Source organism: Streptomyces sp. NPDC055632 (assembly GCF_053618675.1).
On sequence record NZ_JBSHHY010000053.1, the window covers coordinates 1153 to 18772 of the forward strand.

Below are 17620 nucleotides of genomic sequence, written 5' to 3' on the forward strand. Positions count from 1 at the left end.
ACGGGGGGGGGGGGGGGGGGGGGGGGGGGGGGTGGGGGGGGGGGGGGGGGGGGGGGGGGGGGGGGGGGGGGGCGGGGGGGGGGGGGGGGGGCCGCCGGGGGGGGGGGCCCCCCCCGGCTGTGCGGTGGGAGGGGTCAGGACTTCTTGAAGACGGTGACGGCGAGCGGGTCGGCGGTGGTGCTGGTGGAGTTGGCGGCCCCGTTGGTGTCGAGGACCTTCTTCCAGGTGCCGGCGGGCAGGGTCACGTTGGTGGAGCTGCTGGTCGGGTTGTAGACCACGACGGTGTCGGGAGTGGTGGGGGCGGCGGCGCTGGAGCTGATCACCGAGGTGACGACGGAGCCGTTGACGGTGGTGGTCATCTGGTTCTTCACCGCGTCCCAGCTGTCCAGGCGCAGGGCGGGGGTGTTCTTGCGGAGCGCGATGGCGTCCCTGTAGTAGCGGAAGGTCGCGTTGTTGGCGGTCTTCTCGCCCCACTGGACGGCGTTGACGTCGTCGCCGGACTCGTAGGAGTTCTTGGCGGCCTCGTAGTCGCCGCCCACGACCTTGGAGTGCAGGAACTCGTCGCCTTCGTGGAAGAAGGGGATGCCCTGGGAGGTGAGGACCATGCCGGTGGCGAAGCGGTTCATCTGTCCGGCGCGGCCGGTGGCGCCGCCGGTGACGCCGGAGTAGGTGATCTTGTCCCAGATGTTGAGGTCGTCGTGGGCGGAGACGTAGTTGATGCTCTGCTCGGGGTCGTAGGCGAAGGCCGGTGCCCACGGGTCGGAGAGGGGGGTGGTGCTCTTGGCGGCGAGGGGGGAGCCGCGCGTGCCGAGGGCGATGGAGGAGGCGTTGGAGGAGGATCCGCCCATGTAGCCGAGGATCTGGTCGCGGGTGCCGCCCTTGACGGCGTCGCGGTAGGAGCCGTTGAAGACGCCCACGTGGCCGCCGGCGATGGCGGGGGTGGTGCCGTAACGGACCTTCTGGGCCTGCTGGGGGTCGTCGACGCCGCCGCTCCAGGGCTCGCCGTGGAGCTGCAGGGTGCGGTCGGGGAAGGCGGTCTGGAGGTACTTGGCCCACTGGTCGACGTTCTTGTACTGGTGGACGCCGATGAGGTCGAAGCGGAAGCCGTCGATGTTGTAGGTGTCGACCCAGTACTTCAGCGAGTCCATGATCATGCGGCTGACCATCGGGTTGCCGTCGTCGATGGAGTTGCCGGTGCCCGAGAGCTCGGTCTGGTGGTAGTACTTCCCGGTGATGTTCTGGAAGACGTCCTTGCTCGCGGTGTGGTTGTAGACCACGTCCATGATCACGCGGATGCCGTTCTTGTGGAACTCGTTCACCATCGTCTGGAACTCGCGCACCCGGTCCTCGGGGGCGGTGAACCGGGAGAACTGCTCCTCGGGCACGTTGTAGTTGAGCGGGTCGTAGCCCCAGTTGGGCACGGTGCTGTTGAAGTCGTACGAGGGCAGCAGCTGGACGTGGGTGACGCCGAGCTCCTTGAGGTGGTCGATGCCGGTCTTGGCGCCGTTGTGGGTGGTGCCGGTCTGCGTCAGGCCGGCGAACTTGCCGCGCTTGGCGGCGTCCACGCCGGAGCTGGCGTCGATGGTGAAGTCGCGGACGTTCATCTCGTAGATGACGGCGTCCTCGCGCTTGGTGATGGCCGGGCGGGCGGCCCAGCCGCCGGTGGGCGCGATGGACTCGGTGTCCATGACGATGCCCTCGGTGCTGCCGGGCTTGACCATGCGGGCGTAGGGGTCGCGCACGGTGTTGTTGCCGACGCGGAACTGGTAGGGCTGGTTCTTCCAGTTGCCGGGCACCACGGCCTGGTGGACGCCGGTGTAGCCGCTGACGTCCGCGGGCTTGAGGGGGTGGCTCTGGCCGCCGACGGTGACCGAGACCTGGGAGCTGTCGGGTGACCAGATGCGGAAGGTGGTCTCGGTGGGGGTGTAGAGGGCGCCGAGGGTGCCGTCCAGGGGCGGGCCGGGCGGCTGCTCGGTCCGGACGTCCAGCACGTGGGTGGTGCTGTTGTAGGAGAAGTCGACGGCGGAGCCGGCCCGGGGGACGGTGAAGCCGATGTCGGCGCCGGTGGGGCTGCCGCCCTGGCCGTAGCTCTCGGTCCAGGACTGGCCGATGGCGGCCTTGACGCTCCAGGTGCCGGCGGGGATGGCGGTGGTGGACCAGGTGTAGACGCCGTCGCCGTCGGTGTCCTTGAGCCAGGAGGCCAGACAGTTCGGTGCCCAGTCGGCGGCGCAGCCGATCTCGGACTGGAAGGAGCCTCCGGCGGTGACGATCTTGTGGTTGACGTCGTCGGTGATCCAGTGGGTGACCGGGTCGTAGACGAAGGTGACGTTCTTGCCGCCGGCCGGGATGTTCAGGAGGATGTCGGCGCCGTAGTACCGGGCGTTCGCGCCGTAGTTGTCGGCCCAGCTGTTGTTGAGGGCGGCCTTGTAGGAGTGGGAGCCGGCCGGGACGCCGATGGTCTTCGACCAGGCTCCCGATCCGTCGGTGCGGGCGGTGAGCTGGGCCTGGGCGCAGTTGGGGGCCCAGTCGCCGGAGCAGCCGATCTCGCTGTTGAAGGTGCCGGGGACCGAGACGGCGTTGGCGGTGGTCTCGGCCCGGGCGGTGGTGGTGAGGGCGGGGACGAGCGCCAGTCCCATGGCGGTCGCGGCCAGGAGCGCGGGTGCGGTCCGTCCTCTGTGGCGCCGGGAGGGGCGCGTGGGGGTGCCGTGCAAGGTGGTGCCTCCTCGGGGTGGGATCACCCGGCCTGGGAGCGGAAACCGTCGGCGCGGGTGGTGAGGGAAGGCGGCGCTGGTGTGTCCGTACCAGCGGCGCGGCTCAGTTGCAGGCATGCGCCTGCTGCACGGGTTGGGGGCGTCGTCGGAAGTACACCGACCCGCTAACCCGTTTGTAACTCAAGTTAATAACCATGTGACTTGATGGCGTCAATGGGTCGGACAGGATCTGCGCGGTCTGTTACCGACGTCCGTCCATCGGGACGCCCGTACGGGATGTGGAGCGGGCAGCGGGCGGCCCGGGCACCGTTTCGCGGCCGGCATGCGCGGGCTCTGCGGCGGGGCAACGCGGCCGGCCCGGCGGGGCGGCGCGGGTGCGCTGTCCTGCCGGGCCTGCGGTGGGGGTGGAGGTCTACCTCTGGATGAAGACGGCGACGGTGTGGGCGGGGACGGTGAACGTGTCCGTCTTCTCGTCGAAGGCCGCCTGCTTGACGACCGGGTCGCTGCCGCCGCTCTGGACGGGGTGCAGGGTCTGCCGGGTGCCGGTGAGGCTCTTGACCGTCTGGGTCTGCGCGCTCGGGGTGGCGTTGTAGAGGACGGTGACGGACTTGTAGGTGCCAAGGCCGCGGCCGTCGAGGTGCTGGGTGATGACGCCGGGCTTCTCGCCGGGGGTGCCCGACAGGGGGAAGGTCAGGCGCTGCTGGACGGCGTGGGCGCTGCCCAGGGAGAACAGCGGGGTGGACTGTTTGATCTTCAGGTACTGCTGGAACTGAGCCGCGGTGGCGCTGGTCTCGGCGCAGCCGGGGCGCAGCTTCGGGTCGGCCAGCAGGGGCTTCGCGAGGGGCCACTGGGCGCTGTTGGACTCGGCCAGCGGCAGTCCGCGGCCGAAGCCGTTGCCGTTACGGCAGTCCCACTGGATGGCGTTGAACCAGTCGCCGCTGTCGTAGGAGTTGTGGTCCAGGGACTTGGAGCGCAGCAGGTCGGTGCCGCCCTGGGCCATCGACGGGCTCTGGGAGAGCGTGCTGGTGGCGAGCGCGAGGGCCTGGAGGCGGGCGCGGGCCGCGGGGGTGGTGTCGGGGGCGAGCTTGTGGGCGAGGGCGTCGAACAGGGCGAGGTTGTCGTGGGCCTCGACGTAGTTGACGGCCTCGGCGGGCGTGGCGGTGTAGCCGGCGGGCCGGCCGTTGTAGTCGATCTGGGCGCCGGTGCGGCGGGTGCCGTCGCCGGTGGTGAAGGCGTAGCGGGCGAGGTTGCCGGTCAGGCCGATCTTGACCAGGTCCATGTCGTGGAGCAGACGGGCCTTCTGCTGCTGGGGGGTGCCGTTGACGTCGGCGCCGTTGGGGGCGGTGTACAGGCCGCTGGCGAAGCCCTGGCGACGCGGGTCGGCGTCCGAGATGCCGCCGCCGCGGGCGCCGTCGCGCAGCCGGTCGTTGAAGGTGCCGATGCCGGTGCCGGCCATGTTCTCCTGGGTGGCCTGGGTGAAGCGCGCGTCGTGCGCGACGATGCCGTAGTCCCAGCCCTCGCCGTACAGCAGGCCGGCCCTGCCGTTGATGCCGTCGCGGCCGGGGGTGAGCCTGGCCAGGGAGGACTTGACGTCGAGCATGGTCTGCTTGGGGTCCAGGCCCATGAGGTCGAAGCGGAAGCCGTCGATGCGGTAGTGCTTGGCCCAGGTGGTCACGGAGTCGACGACGAGCTTGTTCATCATCGCGTTCTCGGGGGCGGTGTCGGCGCAGCAGCTGTCGCGGGTGACGGTGCCGGTGGCGTCCAGGCGCTGGTAGTAGCCGGGGACGATCTTGTCGAGGACGGCGGCGGCGTCCTGTCCGGCGGCGGCGGTGTGGTTGTAGACGACGTCCATGACGACGTTGAGTCCGGCGTCGTGGATGGCCTTGACCATCTGGCGGAACTGGACGATGCGGTCGGTGCCGTCCGGGGCGGTGGCGTAGGCGCCTTCGGGGACGGTGAAGTGGAAGGGGTTGTAGCCCCAGTTGTAGGCGTCGCGGGCCTGGGTGGAGGCGACGCACGCCTGCTGTTCGGGCGAGTCGGGCGCCATGGCGTCCATGTCGCAGGCCGGGGCGGCCTGGTCGGCGCGCAGTTCGGCGGTGCCGGCGAAGTCGAAGGCGGGCAGGAGCTGGACGGTGGTGACGCCGGCGGCCTTGAGGTCCTTCAGGTGCTTCATGCCCAGCGAGCGGGAGTCGGCGAAGGCGAGGTAGGTGCCGCGCCTGTCCGCGGGCAGGCTGGTGTCGGCGGAGGAGAAGTCACGGATGTGGATCTCCTGTATCTGCTGCTTCTCCAGGGGCAGGGCCTCGGGGGAGCGTGACTTCTCCCAGCCGGTGGGCAGGGTGGCCCGGTCGGCGAGGTCGACGATCTGGCTACGGGTGGAGTTCGCCGACAGGGACAGCGAGTAGGGGTCGGTGACGGTGTTGGTGACGGTCTTCTGCGTCGCCGGGGTCCACACCTTGACCTGGTAGCGGTAGTAGAGGTTCTTCCAGCTCTTCTCGCCGCGCACCGACCACACGCCGGTGGTGCGGTCGAGGGCGAGCGGCACGGTGCGGGCCGTGGTGGAGGCGGGGGTGTCGTAGAGCTCGACGCTCACCGCCCGGGCGGTGGGTGCCCACAGGGACAGGGTGGGCCGGCCGGCGTGGAATACGGGGCCGAGCGCGGCCCGCTTCGCCCCGTCCGCGTACAGGGCGTCCAGGACGCCGGCGGTCTGCAGTCCGGTGGCGTCGGTGAGCTGTCCGTCGGGGCCGAGGGCGGCGATCGCGCTCTGGCCCTTGACGAGGTCGCGCGCCTGGGCGGCCCGGGCGGCGGGGACACGCAGCGCGCCGAGCTCGGCCAGGTGGGGGTACTTGGCCTTCAGGGCCTGGGGCAGACCCTTGGGGTCGTACTGGAGCGGGATGGTGGTGCCGCCGCTGATGCCGGTTCCGCCGGCGGCGAGCCCGCCGTCGGGGGCGGTGGCCAGCTGGTAGGTGGTGCCGGCGGAGTGGCCGGTGGTGTCCCAGGCGATGAGGTCGGGGGCCAGCCAGTACCCGGAGCGGGGGGCGAGGCTCGGCTTGGGCTTGCCCGGGTAGACGCTCAGCGTCTTGGAGGCGGTGCTGTAGCCGAAGGTGGTCTCGGCTCCGTCGGTGGCCACGGTGAAGCCGGCCGGCTCGCCGGTGGGCTGGGCGGGCAGTCCCAGGCCGGGCCGCGCGGTGTAGGTGCCGGCGGGGAGCTTGGTGGTGGTGAAGGTGGCGATGCCGTCGCCGTCGGGATCGGTCAGCCAGGAGGCCAGGCAGTCGGCGGCGCCGTCGGCCGTGCAGCCGAGTTCGCTCTGGAAGGTGCCGAGCGCGGTGACCAGGGTGGTGCTGAGGGTGTCGGTGATCCAGTGGGTGACCGGGTCGTAGACGAAGGTGACCTCGGCGCCGCCGACGGGGACGGCGAGGGGGATGTTCGCGCCGCCGGGGGCGGCGTTCTGGCCGTAGTTGACGGCCCAGCTGCGGTCGAGGGCGGCCTTGTACTGGTAGGTGCCGGCCGCGAGGCGGGTGGTCAGGGCCCAGGTGCCGTCGGGACGCAGCCGCATCTGGGCCTGGTCGCAGTCGGGGGCCCAGTCGCCTGCGCAGCCGAGCTGGTTGTCGAAGTCGGAGGCGACGGCGACGGTGGTGGGCTGCGGGGCGTCGGCGGCGAGGGCCGGTATCGCGGCGGTGCCGGCGACGAGGCTGAGGGCCAGGGCGGCCGACCTTCTGGTCAGGCGGCCGCGGCCGCGCGCGGAGGTGGAACGTGACGTCATGGAACACCTCGTTGTGTCGCGGGGGTGGGGTGTGTGCGGGTATGCCTGCTGACGGCCCCGCGGGCAGGCGGTCGCGGAGCCGTCGGCAGGAGAGCGGGAGGGTCAGGCGGTGGTCCACCAGACGGTGGAGTCCGCGGGCAGTTCGGTGTGGGTGCTGCCGGGCGCGGTGTGGGCGCTGGCCATCAGGGCCTTGCCGGGGGTGTCGACGGTGACCGGCTCGCCGGTGACGTTGACGGTGCAGATGAACGCCGGGCCGTCCTCGGTGGTGCGCTCGAAGGCGAGGACGCCGTCGGGGCTCGGGAGCCAGCGCAGGTTGTCGGCGCCGCCGAGCGCGGGGTGGCTGCGGCGCAGGGCGAGAGCGGAGCGGTACGTCTCCAGGGTGGAGCCGGGGTCGCCGGTCTGGGCTTCGACGCTCAGCGCGCCCCAGGTGTCGGGCTGCGGCAGCCAGGAGCCGCCGTCGCCGAAGCCGTACGAGGTGCCCTCGACGGTCCACGGGATCGGCACCCGGCAGCCGTCGCGGAAGCCGTCCTGGCCGGCGCCGCGGAAGTAGGCGGGGTCCTGGCGGACCTCGTCGGGCAGGTCGGTGACGTCGGGCAGGCCGAGCTCCTCGCCCTGGTAGACGTAGGCCGAGCCGGGCAGGGCCAGCATGAGGAGGGTGGCGGCGCGGGCCCGGCGCAGGCCCAGTTCGCGGTCGCCGGCCTCGCGGAGCTGGGTGCCCAGGCCCGGGGGGTTGGCGAAGCGGGTGGCGTGCCGGGTGACGTCGTGGTTCGACAGCACCCAGGTGGCCGGTGCGCCGACGGGCCGCATCGCCTCCAGGGTGGCTTCGATGACCTCGCGCAGCGGGCCGGCCTGCCAGGCGGTGGCCAGGTACTGGAAGTTGAACGCCTGGTGCAGTTCATCGGGGCGGACGTAGTTCGCGGTCCGCCGCAAGGTGGGGGCCCATGCCTCGGCGACGCCGATCCGCTCACCGGCGTACTCGGCGAAGACGGTGTGCCAGTGGCGGTAGATCTCGTGGACGCCGTCCTGGTCGAAGCAGGGTCCGGCGTCGTTGCCCAGCAGCCGCATCCGCTCGTGGTCGCCGAGGTCGGGCAGGCCGTCGGCCTTGACCAGGCCGTGGGCGACGTCGATGCGGAAGCCGTCGGCGCCCAGGTCCAGCCAGAAGCGCAGGATGGAGCCGAACTCGTCGCGGACGGCCGGGTGCTCCCAGTTGAAGTCGGGCTGCTGGGGGGCGAACAGGTGCAGGTACCACTGGCCCGGGGTGCCGTCGGGGTTCTTCGTGCGGGTCCAGGCCGGGCCGCCGAAGACGGACTCCCAGTCGTTGGGCGGCAGCTCGCCGTCCTGGCCCAGGCCGTCGCGGAAGTGGAACCGTTCGCGTATGCGCGAGGCGGGTCCTTCGCGCAGGGCCTGCTGGAACCACACGTGCTGGTCGGAGCAGTGGTTGGGGACCAGGTCGACCAGGACGCGCAGGTCCAGGCGGTGGGCTTCGTCGATGAGGGTGACGGCGTCCTCGAGGGTGCCGAACATCGGGTCGACGACCCGGTAGTCGGCGACGTCGTAGCCGGCGTCGGCCTGCGGGGAGGAGTAGAACGGCGAGAGCCACACGGCGTCGATGCCGAGGTCGCGCAGGTAGGGCAGGCGGCTGGTGATGCCGGGCAGGTCGCCCATGCCGTCGCCGTCGGAGTCGGCGAAGCTGCGGGGGTAGACCTGGTAGATCACCGCTTCGCGCCACCAGTCGGTGGCGGGGCCGGCGGGTGCGGGCCGGGCGGCGGGCGGCTGGGTCATGAAGGCGAGTCCTCACGTCAGGGCGCGGCGAAGCGGTGCGCCGGCGTGGACAAGATGAATCGGAAGAAGGACGGGGCGTGCGGGTGGGTCAGCCCTTGGTGCCGCCGGCCGTGAGACCGGCCACGAGGTGGCGCTGGACGACGTAGAACACCGCGCCGGCGGGGATGGCGATCAGGACCGAGGTGGCGGCCATGTAGTTCCACTGGGAGTTGAACTGGCTGATGTAGCTCTGCAGGCCGACGGCGAGGGTGTACTTCTCCTCGGTGAGCATGAACTTCGAGGCGAACGCGACCTCGCCCCAGGCGGTGATGAAGGTGTAGAACGCGGCGACGGCGAGTCCGGGCCGGGCCAGGGGGAGGATCAGGCGCCAGAAGGTCCCGAACGGGGAGAGGCCGTCGATGCGTCCGGCCTCGTCGATCTCGACGGGGATGGTGTCGAAGTAGCCCTTGAGGAGCCACGCGCAGTACGGGACCGCGGTCGAGCAGTAGATGACGATCAGCCCGCCGTAGGTGTCCAGGAGACCGAGGCTGCCCATGATCTTGTAGAGGGGGACCATGAGGACGGCGACCGGGAACATCTGCGTGAGCAGGAAGGTGTACATCAGCGAGCCGCGGCCGAGGAACTTCATCCTCGACACCGCGTAGGCGGCGCTGGCGGCGATCAGGACGCCGATGAGCATGGTGCCGCAGGCGACGATGACGCTGTTGAGCATCCAGGTGCCGAAGTCGGTGTTCGTCAGTACGTGGGTGTAGTTGTCCAGCGTCGCGTTGCTGAGGATGCGGGAGGGGTGCTGGTAGTCGTTCTTGTCGGGCCCGAGGGAGATGTAGGCGATCCACAGGACCGGGAAGACGGCGATGAAGGCGGAGACCGCGAGCAGGGCGTGCAGGGAGATCGAGGCCCCGTGCCGGCGGCGGCTGCGCAGCCGGGCGGGGTCGTTCAGGGCCTGCATGCCCCCGGCCGGCGGGGTGGTCGTGGTGGTCATCACAGGGCCCCTTGGTCGTTGCGCTTGAGCCAGCGGCGGTAGACGCTCGTGAAGACCACGAGGAGCGACAGGCACAGGATGCCGACGGTCGCGGAGCGGGCGTAGTCCTGGGGCTGCTGGCCGAAGAAGAGCCGGTAGGCGTAGGTCACGAGGATCTGGACGCTGTCGCTGTTGCCGCCGAAGAGCAGGAAGATCACGTTGAACTGGTTGAAGGTCCAGATCACGCCGAGCAGGATCACGGTGCTGCTGACGGGCCGCAGGCCGGGCAGGGTGACGTTGACGAACCGCTGCCAGGGGGTGGCGCCGTCCATCTCGGCCGCCTCGTACAGCTCGCGGGGAATGGACTGCAGGCCGCCGAGCATCGAGATCATGATGAAGGGGAAGCCGCACCAGATGTTCACGCCGATCGCGGCGACCTTCTGGGCGAAGGGGTCGCTGAGCCAGGACGGCCCGTCCAGGCCGAGGCCGATCAGGAGCTGGTTGACGACGCCGTCGTCGGCGAGGATCAGCCGCCAGGCGAAGATCGTCACGAAGGTCGGCACGGCCCAGGGCAGGATCAGCAGCATGCGGTAGAAGCCGCGGGCCTTGATCTGCCGGTTGATCGCGACCGCCAGGCCCAGACCGAGGGCGTAGGTGAGGGCGACGCAGGCGACCGTCCAGATCACGGTCCACGCGAAGTGCGGCCAGAACTGGTTGTTGGCGCCGGTGAGGATCTCGGTGTAGTTCTTCAGCCCGACCCAGGAGTAGGAGTCGGGGATCTCGTTGACGCCGATGGTGCGTCCGACGTTCACGCTGGTGGCGTCCGTGAAGGTCAGGTAGATCCCCTGGATCAGGGGATAGGCGACCACCGCGAGCAGCACCAGCACGACGGGCACGCACATGGCCCAGGCGTACCAGTACTGGTTGTAGGAGTTTTTGACGCGCTGCATCGGGCCGCGGCCAGGGCCCCGGTCGCGGCGGCTGTGGCGGGCAGTGTTGCCCTCGACGACTGTGGCCATCTCGGCACCTCATGGGACAAGGGGGAGGGAAAGGAGCGTCCGCCGGGCGGGCCGCCCCCCCTTCGGGCAGGTGAAGGAGGGGAGCGGCCCGCGGGGGTGTTACTGGGTGCTGAACTCCGGCAGGAGCTTCTTCGCCTCGGCGGCGGCCTTGTCCAGGCCGCTCTTGGTGGCCTCCTGCTTCGAGACGATCTTGATGAGCTGGGTCTCGAAGGGGGTGTAGAGGGAGGAGTACTGGGCCAGCGGCTGGCGCGGCTTGCCGCCGGCCAGGAGCCGGGAGTAGCCGGCGATGCCCGGGTTCGCGTTCACCTCGGCGGTGTAGGCGTCGTCGCGGGTCGGCAGGGTGCCGTTGGCGAGCGCGACCTTCTTCTGCGCGTCGGCGGAGGTCATGAAGGCGATGAACTTCTGCGACGCCTCCTGGTGCTTGGCGTCCGAGCCGGCGTAGGAGACCAGGTTGTGCCCGCCCAGCGGCGCGCCCTGGCCGGCGCTGCCCGCGGGCAGGGCGGCGATCCCGAGGTTGTTCTTGTCCTTGAACGCGGCGCCCTTGAAGACGTTGGCGTTCTCCCAGGGGCCCTGGACGATGGCGGCGACCTTGCCGTTGTTGAACGCGTCCATGATGTTGGCGTACGCGTTGCTGGTGGTGTCGAGCTTGCGGATGCCGGGCGCGGCGAGCACCGAGTCGAGGGTGTCGATGCCCTTGACGGCGGCCGGCGAGTTCAGCGTGATCCGCTTCTTCGCCGCGTCGACCATGTCGGTGCCCTCGCCGTACAGGAACGGCATGGCGTAGTAGGCCTGGGGGTTGAAGGCGAAGCCGTCGACGCCGGTCTTCTGCTTCACCTCGGCCATGTCCGTCTTGAGCTCGTCCCAGGTGGCCGGGGCCTTGGTGATGCCCGCCTTGGTGAACAGCTCCTTGTTGTACATCAGGCCGAGCGTGTCGGTGACCTGGGGGACGCCGTAGAGCTTGCCCCGGTACGTGGCCTGCTCGATCAGGTTCTGCTTGAACTTGCCGCTCTCGGCCGCGGCGGCGGTGCCGTCCAGCGGGGCGAGGAAGCCGGCCTCGACGAATCCCGGGGTCCAGCCGACGTCGGCGCGCAGCACGTCCGGGGCGCCCTTGCTGCCCGCGGCGGTCTGGAACTTCGTCTGCGCGTCGCCGAAGGGCACGCTGACGTACTTGACCTTGATGTCGGGGTTGGCCTTCTCGAAGTCCTCGACCAGGGCCTTGAAGGTCCCGGCCTCGTTCGTGGCGTCGGAGGTGTCCCACCAGGTGATCGTCACCGGGCCGGAGGCGTCGGAAGAGCCGGAGCTGCCGCCGGAGCAGGCAGTCGCAGAGATGGTGAGAGCCGCTACGACGACGGCTGCCGCAAGACCACGGCGCATGGGGAACTCCTCGGAGAAGGTCTGACCGGAAGGGCGGCCCGGGCGCTGCCGCCGGAGCGGGACGGAACCGGCGACAGCTGGCAATCATGCACCTCCCGCACATATCGGTCGTGCCAGGGAGGCCGGGCCGCGGGTGGACTCTCCCGCCCGCCCTGGCAGGTTGCGCTCCGGGCGACGGGTGAGCCCCTCGCGAGCTCTTTGATGTCGCAGACGTTATCAGGTTATTAACAGGAGTTAGTTAACGTTTGTGTAACGTGGACGGCGGTGACGTCTCGTGGCGTGAAAGCCGGTCCCGTGACGGAGAAAGCGCTCTTGAGCTGGGAAAACACCGCACCCCGCCACGCCGCAGGGGCGAGCGGGGTGCAGGGGGCGAAAGGTCAGGCCGTGGCGGAGGGCCGGGCCGTGGAGTCCCTAACGATCAGATGCGTGCCCAGCAGTTGGTGGGGGTGCTGGTCCTCTCGCCTGATGGCCGAGAACAGCAGATCCGCCGCCGTACGGCCCTTGGTCGTGATCGCCTGCCGCACGGTCGTCAGGCGGGGCCGCATCCACGACGCGTCGGGCAGGTCGTCATAGCCGGTGACGGACACGTCCCTGGGGATCCCCAGGCCCATGTCGTGCAGGGCGTCGACCGCGCCGAAGGCGAGGATGTCCGACATCGTGACGATCGCGGTGGCGGGCCGGGCGGCCATGAACTTCTTGGTGGCCCTGAACCCGTCCATGCGCGTGGCGGGCACCTCGACGACCTCGATGTCCTCGAGCGTCATCCTCGACTCCTCCAGGGCCCGGGCCACACCGGCCATCCGGCGGGCCAGCGGCCCGCGGTAACCGCGCTCGGCCCGTTCGGGCCCCGGATCGAACGACAGCAGCGTGATCCGGCGGTGCCCGAGATCCAGGACGTGCCGCACCGCCTCGTAGGCGCCGCCCTCGTCGTCGACATCGACACTGGAGACCCCCTCGTGGGGGCTGCTGTCGACGAGCACGAAGGGGATGCCGCGCCGGCGCAGTTCGGCCACCTCGCCCCGGTCGTGCTCCAGGCCGCACACGATGAACCCGTCGACCGCCGCGTACGGGATCGCTTTGAGCACCGAGTCCCGCAGCGGCGGGGTGAGCAGCAGCGTGTAGCCCTGCTCGTCGCACACCTGCCCCACGCCGGTGAGGAACCGGGCGTAGTACGGGTTCTCCATCACGCGCGCGAGATTCTGCGGCAGCAGCACGCCCAGGGACTGCGTCTGACCCGCCTTGAGCATCCGGGCCAGGGTGTTGGGCACATAGCCCAGCTCCCTGGCCACGTCCAGGATGCGGTCCCGGGTGCCGGCCGAGAGCTTCTCGGGGCTGTTGAAGGCGAACGAGACCGCCGACCGCGACACCCCCGCCGCCTTGGCGACGTCCTTGGATGTCGGCCGGGACCTCCCGTCGCTCGGGGCGGTCCCGGATGTGATGGCCGGCATGTCTGCCCCTTAGGTCGGTAAACGATTAGTAACGGTATAGCGCACGGCCGCCGTCCCGCGCCACTGGCGCCGAGGACGGCGGCCTCCTCGGGCGCGGAAGGGGAGGGGCGCCGCCCGATCACTCTGCTTCCGTTACCGGCCATTAACGCATTAATAAATTGAGTTAGCAAATCTCCGAGCCGGCCCGACCGCCAGAACCGGCCACGGTGTCGCATGGTGCGCCCTCCGACCGGGATGCCCCTGCCGACGCAGCCCGAGGCCCCGTGGATGCCCCGAAACGGCAGGTCAGCCGTACCTTGGTCCAAGTCGCAACAGCGGCTCGCCCCGGCCGTTCGCGTCGACGGGACTCCTCCTCCCGGTGTCCGGCGAGAGTGCACGGGCGACCGAACTCGAGGTCGGAGGGGAGGGCTCCCCTGTCCCTCTTGGCATGGATTGCTAACTCTTTATTAACTTGAGTGAATTGCTTCGGTCACCTTCCTGTCGGACGACTCCCCTCGGCGCCCCGCGGCGCATACCGGCAGAGAACCGAGCACCCTCCCTCCCACGAAGCGGGGTAGCAGCCGTGAACGTCGCGACCCAGCCCGTAATCGCCCAGCGGCTCCGAACCGATCTCAGCGTTCAATCCAGCCGCCTCTCTCTGCTCAGGGCCCACCGCTCCGCAACCGCCGCCCGACACCACGCCGAAGCCACGCTCACCGACTGGGGCCTGCCCCGGCTTCCCGCGTGACGACGCCGCCGTACGAAACGGATCGTTTCGTACGGCGGCGTCGACGGCCGGACTGCCCGGGGTCATGGGCGGGCGGCGACCGGCACGGCATGGGGCCGGCAGGGCACCCTGTCGGCCTAGGGGTGTCACGGGCGGCTGGTGAGGTACCCGCCCATGGAGGTGAAGTACTCGGTGGCGCCCAGCTCGCGGCCGTCCTCCGTGCGTACTCGGGTGATGGCGAGGCCGTGGTTGCGGCCGGTGCGGGCGTCGGCGCCGGCGACGATGACCACACCGTCGCCCTCGCGGTAGAAGACGCGGCCGGGGGTGCCGCCGTAGCGCCCCTCGGAGACGACGGCGGACACGATCTCCAGGCGCTTGCCCTTGTGGAAGGTGAACGCGCTCGGGTACGGGGCGGACTGGGCGCGCACCAGGCGCTCCAGGACCTCGGCCGGCCAGGTCCAGTCGACCCGGATGTCCTCTTCCGCGCGCTTGTGGAAGAAGCTCGCCTGCGTCCGGTCCTGCTTGGTGAACTCGGTCTCGCCGGCGGCGATGCGGTCCAGCGCGCCGACGGTGACCGGGGCGATGAGGTCGACGGTCTTGTGGAAGAGGTCGGTGGCCGTGTCCTTCGGTCCGACGGCGACCGCCTGCTGGAGCACGATGTCGCCGGCGTCGAGGACGTCGTCCATCATGTGTGCGGTGACACCGACTTCGGTCTCTCCGTTGATCAGCGCCCAGATCAGAGGGGAGAATCCGGCGTACTTCGGCAGGAGCGAGTCGTGGACGTTGAGCGTGCCGTGCCGGGGGAGGTTGTAGATGTGCGACGGGATGTACGTGCGCCAGTTGTTGGCGACGATGATGTCCGCGTCGGCCTCCTTCAGAGCCGTGAAGAGCTCTTCGTCGTCGGGGCGGTTGCGGATGACCACGGGGATGCCGTGCTCCTCGGCGAGGTCCGCGACCGAGTCGCTCCAGATCTTCTCGTAGGCGTGCTCGCTCTTGGGGTGGGTCACGACCATCACGACGTCGTGCTCGGAGTCCAGGAGCGCCTGCAGGGTGCGGTGGCCCCAGGTCTGATAGCCGAACATGACGACCCGCATGGGGTTCCTCCTCGTAAGAACGATCGATCGATGCAAAGTAAAGCAAGCCTTACCTAATGATGCAACGAGCGGAGGAAGGGGGGATTTTTTGGCATTGATTAGGCCTTATGCCCTTTTCGTCTTCTCGACAGGGTGAATAAATCAGGTTAGCTTTACCTAAGTTCCCCCGGGGCGCTGCTCATTGGTGTGCCCTGCCCTGATTCTTTTCGGCGCCTCGCAGGCGGCGACCCGCATGATCGGAGTGACATGTCGCAGGCTCTCCCTGGTGACGCGCCGGTGATCCACGACCTCATAGGAATCGGCTTCGGGCCGTCCAACGTGGCCATGGCGATCGCGCTCACCGAGCACAACGCGCGTGTCGGCAGGGACGAGGCGGTCACCGCCCACTTCTTCGAGCGGCAGCCCGTCTTCGGCTGGCACCGCGGCATGCTGCTCGACGACGCGACCATGCAGGTCTCCTTCCTCAAGGACCTGGTGACCCTGCGGAATCCGAGCAGCGAGTACAGCTTCCTCTGCTACCTGCAGAGCAAGGGGCGGCTGGTCGACTTCGTCAACCACAAGAGCCTCTTCCCGCTGCGCGTCGAGTTCCACGACTACTTCGAGTGGGCGGCGGCCAAGGTCGACGACATGGTCTCCTACGGCCACGAGGTCGTCTCCGTGGAGCCCGTCGTCCGCGACGGCGTGATCGAGTACCTGGACGTGACGGCCCGCTCCGGCACCGAGACCGTGGTCCACCGGGCCCGCAACCTCGTCATCGGCACCGGACTTCGGCCCTCCATGCCGGAGGGGATCGAACGGACCGAGCGCATCTGGCACAACTCCGACCTGCTCAAGCGGGTCGACGCCCTGGAGGGCACCGACCCGTCCCGCTTCATCGTGGTCGGCGCCGGCCAGAGCGCCGCGGAGAACGTGGCCTACCTCCACCGGAGGTTCCCGAAGGCCGAGGTCTGCTCCGTGTTCGCGCGCTACGGCTACAGCCCCGCCGACGACAGCAAGTTCGCCAACCGGATCTTCGACCCCGCCGCGGTGGACGAGTACTTCACCGCCTCCGGCGAGACCAAGAACCAGTTGATGCGCTACCACGGCAACACCAACTACTCGGTCGTCGACATCGACCTGATCGACCAGCTCTACGGCGAGGCGTACCGCGAGAAGGTCCTCGGCACCGAGCGGCTCCGCTTCATGAACGTCTCCCGGCTCGCGGACGTCGTCGAGACGCCCGACCGCGTCCGGGTGACGGTCGAGTCGCTCGTCTCGGGGGAGAAGACCCCGCTGGACGCCGATGTCGTGGTCTACGCCACGGGCTACCGTTCCGCCGACGCCCTCGGCCTCCTCGGCGAGGTGGAGGAGTACTGCCGTCGCGACGACGAGGGCAGGGTCCGCGTCGAGCGCGACTACCGCGTCACCACCGACGAGGCCCTGCGCTGCGGCATCTACCTCCAGGGCGGGACCGAGCACACGCACGGCATCACCTCGTCGCTGCTGTCGAACACCGCCGTCAGGGTCGGCGAGATCCTGGAGTCCGTACTCGACCGGCACCCGAAGCCGGCCGTCGGCGAGGGCCTGCGCGAGACCTCGCGGATCGTCGACGGGATCGGGACGCTCGGCTAGAACGCCTCCTGTCCCGCTTCACTCCTCCTCTCCCGCCGGCGACGCTGTTCCGCCGGCTGGGGAGGCTGTCATGAACCCCTTGAAAGGAAAGACCGTGTCCGCTGGCAGACGCGCCGCGCTGACGAGAGCCGTCAGTAACCTTCCCCGTGTGGCCGTCGCCGTCACCGCCGCACTCGTCCTGAGTGCCTGCGGGAACGGCGACGAGAAGACCGATCCCAAGCCGTCCGCGAAGCCGGCGGACTCGGCAGCCGCGGCCTTCCCGGTCACGGTGGACCACAAGTACGGCAGCACGACGATCGACGCGGAGCCGAAGAAGATCGTCACCCTCGGTCTGTCCGACCAGGACGCGGTGCTGGCGCTCGGGCTCAAGCCGGTGGGCTCGGTGGACTGGTTCAAGGAGCAGCCGTACGGCAAGTGGCCCTGGGCCAAGGACAAGTGGGGCTCCACGCCGCCGCAGGTCGTCGGCGAGCGCGACGAGTACAACGTCGAGAAGATCGCGGCCCTCAAGCCGGACCTGATCATCGCGCAGTACTCGGGCATGAAGAAGGAGCAGTACGACACCCTCTCCAAGATCGCCAAGGTCGTCGCCCAGCCCAAGGGCGCCGAGGACTACCAGGCGAGCTGGCAGGTCATGACCCGTCAGATCGGCAAGGCGCTCGGCAAGGGCCCCGAGACCGAGAAGCTGATCGCCGACGTCGACGCCCGCTTCAAGGCCGTCCGGGACAAGCACCCCGAGTGGAAGGGCAAGACGGTCGCGGTCGGCGAGCCCTACGAGCCCGGCAAGTTCTCGGCCTTCTCCCCGAAGGACCCCAAGCTCATCTTCCTGAGCGAGATGGGCTTCACCACCTCCGAGGCGTACCGCAAGGCCCTCGGCAAGGACAACATCGCGGACCTCAGCTTCGAGCGCCTGGACGTGATGGAGGCCGACCGCACGGTCTGGCTGGGCACCGCCGAGACGGAAGCCGCCATGAAGGGCGACCCGCTGTACAAGAAGACCAAGGTCAACCAGGAGAAGCGCGACCTCTTCCTGCCCTACGACAGCCCGGACATCGGCGCTGCCCTGTCCTTCAACACGGTGCTGAGCATTCCGTACGCCATCGACCAGGTCGTACCGAAGCTCGAAGCCATCAAGTAACACCGCCGTAGAGACGCAG

At 69.6% G+C, this 17620-nt stretch carries 10 protein-coding genes; 2 read left to right on the top strand and 8 right to left on the bottom strand.

What is annotated here, in order from left to right:
• Positions 1-134: 134 nt before the first annotated feature.
• The 8 genes from ACWGSR_RS34995 to ACWGSR_RS35030 form a co-directional block, all read right to left on the bottom strand.
• Complete coding sequence (locus ACWGSR_RS34995; RefSeq protein WP_453572936.1) at positions 135-2711, bottom strand: pullulanase X25 domain-containing protein; 2577 nt, start codon at positions 2709-2711, stop codon at positions 135-137.
• Between the two features lie 412 nt (positions 2712-3123).
• Positions 3124-6471 carry a pullulanase-type alpha-1,6-glucosidase gene (gene pulA / locus ACWGSR_RS35000; RefSeq protein WP_453572939.1) on the bottom strand — a complete coding sequence of 1116 codons (3348 nt, stop codon included), beginning with the start codon at positions 6469-6471 and terminating at the stop codon, positions 3124-3126.
• 102 nt (positions 6472-6573) lie between these two features.
• A complete protein-coding gene (locus ACWGSR_RS35005; protein WP_453572942.1) occupies positions 6574-8253 on the bottom strand; it encodes a glycoside hydrolase family 13 protein in 1680 nt (559 codons plus the stop codon).
• An 88-nt stretch (positions 8254-8341) separates the two neighbouring features.
• Positions 8342-9235 (bottom strand): sugar ABC transporter permease, encoded by an 894-nt coding sequence (locus tag ACWGSR_RS35010; RefSeq protein ID WP_453572945.1) that lies wholly within the window; start codon positions 9233-9235, stop codon positions 8342-8344.
• Positions 9235-10233, bottom strand: a complete 999-nt coding sequence (locus tag ACWGSR_RS35015) for a carbohydrate ABC transporter permease (RefSeq protein ID WP_376237263.1) — start codon at positions 10231-10233, stop codon at positions 9235-9237. The genes ACWGSR_RS35010 and ACWGSR_RS35015 overlap by 1 nt, the downstream gene beginning before the upstream one ends.
• Positions 10234-10332: 99 nt before the next feature.
• The gene (locus ACWGSR_RS35020) at positions 10333-11607 is read right to left on the bottom strand and encodes an extracellular solute-binding protein (protein WP_376237261.1); all 1275 of its coding nucleotides are present in this window, start codon (positions 11605-11607) and stop codon (positions 10333-10335) included.
• Between the two features lie 377 nt (positions 11608-11984).
• Entirely contained in the window at positions 11985-13055 is a 1071-nt protein-coding gene (locus ACWGSR_RS35025) for a LacI family DNA-binding transcriptional regulator (RefSeq protein ID WP_453572949.1), read from the bottom strand.
• Between the two features lie 852 nt (positions 13056-13907).
• Positions 13908-14855 (bottom strand): methionyl-tRNA formyltransferase, encoded by a 948-nt coding sequence (locus ACWGSR_RS35030; protein ID WP_376237255.1) that lies wholly within the window; start codon positions 14853-14855, stop codon positions 13908-13910.
• 246 nt (positions 14856-15101) lie between these two features.
• Between ACWGSR_RS35030 and ACWGSR_RS35035 the strand changes: the two genes are divergently transcribed.
• Together ACWGSR_RS35035 and ACWGSR_RS35040 are read left to right on the top strand one after the other, a co-directional pair.
• Positions 15102-16466, top strand: a complete 1365-nt coding sequence (locus tag ACWGSR_RS35035; protein ID WP_453572953.1) for a lysine N(6)-hydroxylase/L-ornithine N(5)-oxygenase family protein — start codon at positions 15102-15104, stop codon at positions 16464-16466.
• A 148-nt stretch (positions 16467-16614) separates the two neighbouring features.
• Positions 16615-17601, top strand: coding sequence for an iron-siderophore ABC transporter substrate-binding protein (locus ACWGSR_RS35040; protein ID WP_453572956.1), 987 nt, complete (start codon positions 16615-16617; stop codon positions 17599-17601).
• The last annotated feature ends 19 nt before the right edge of the window (positions 17602-17620 follow it).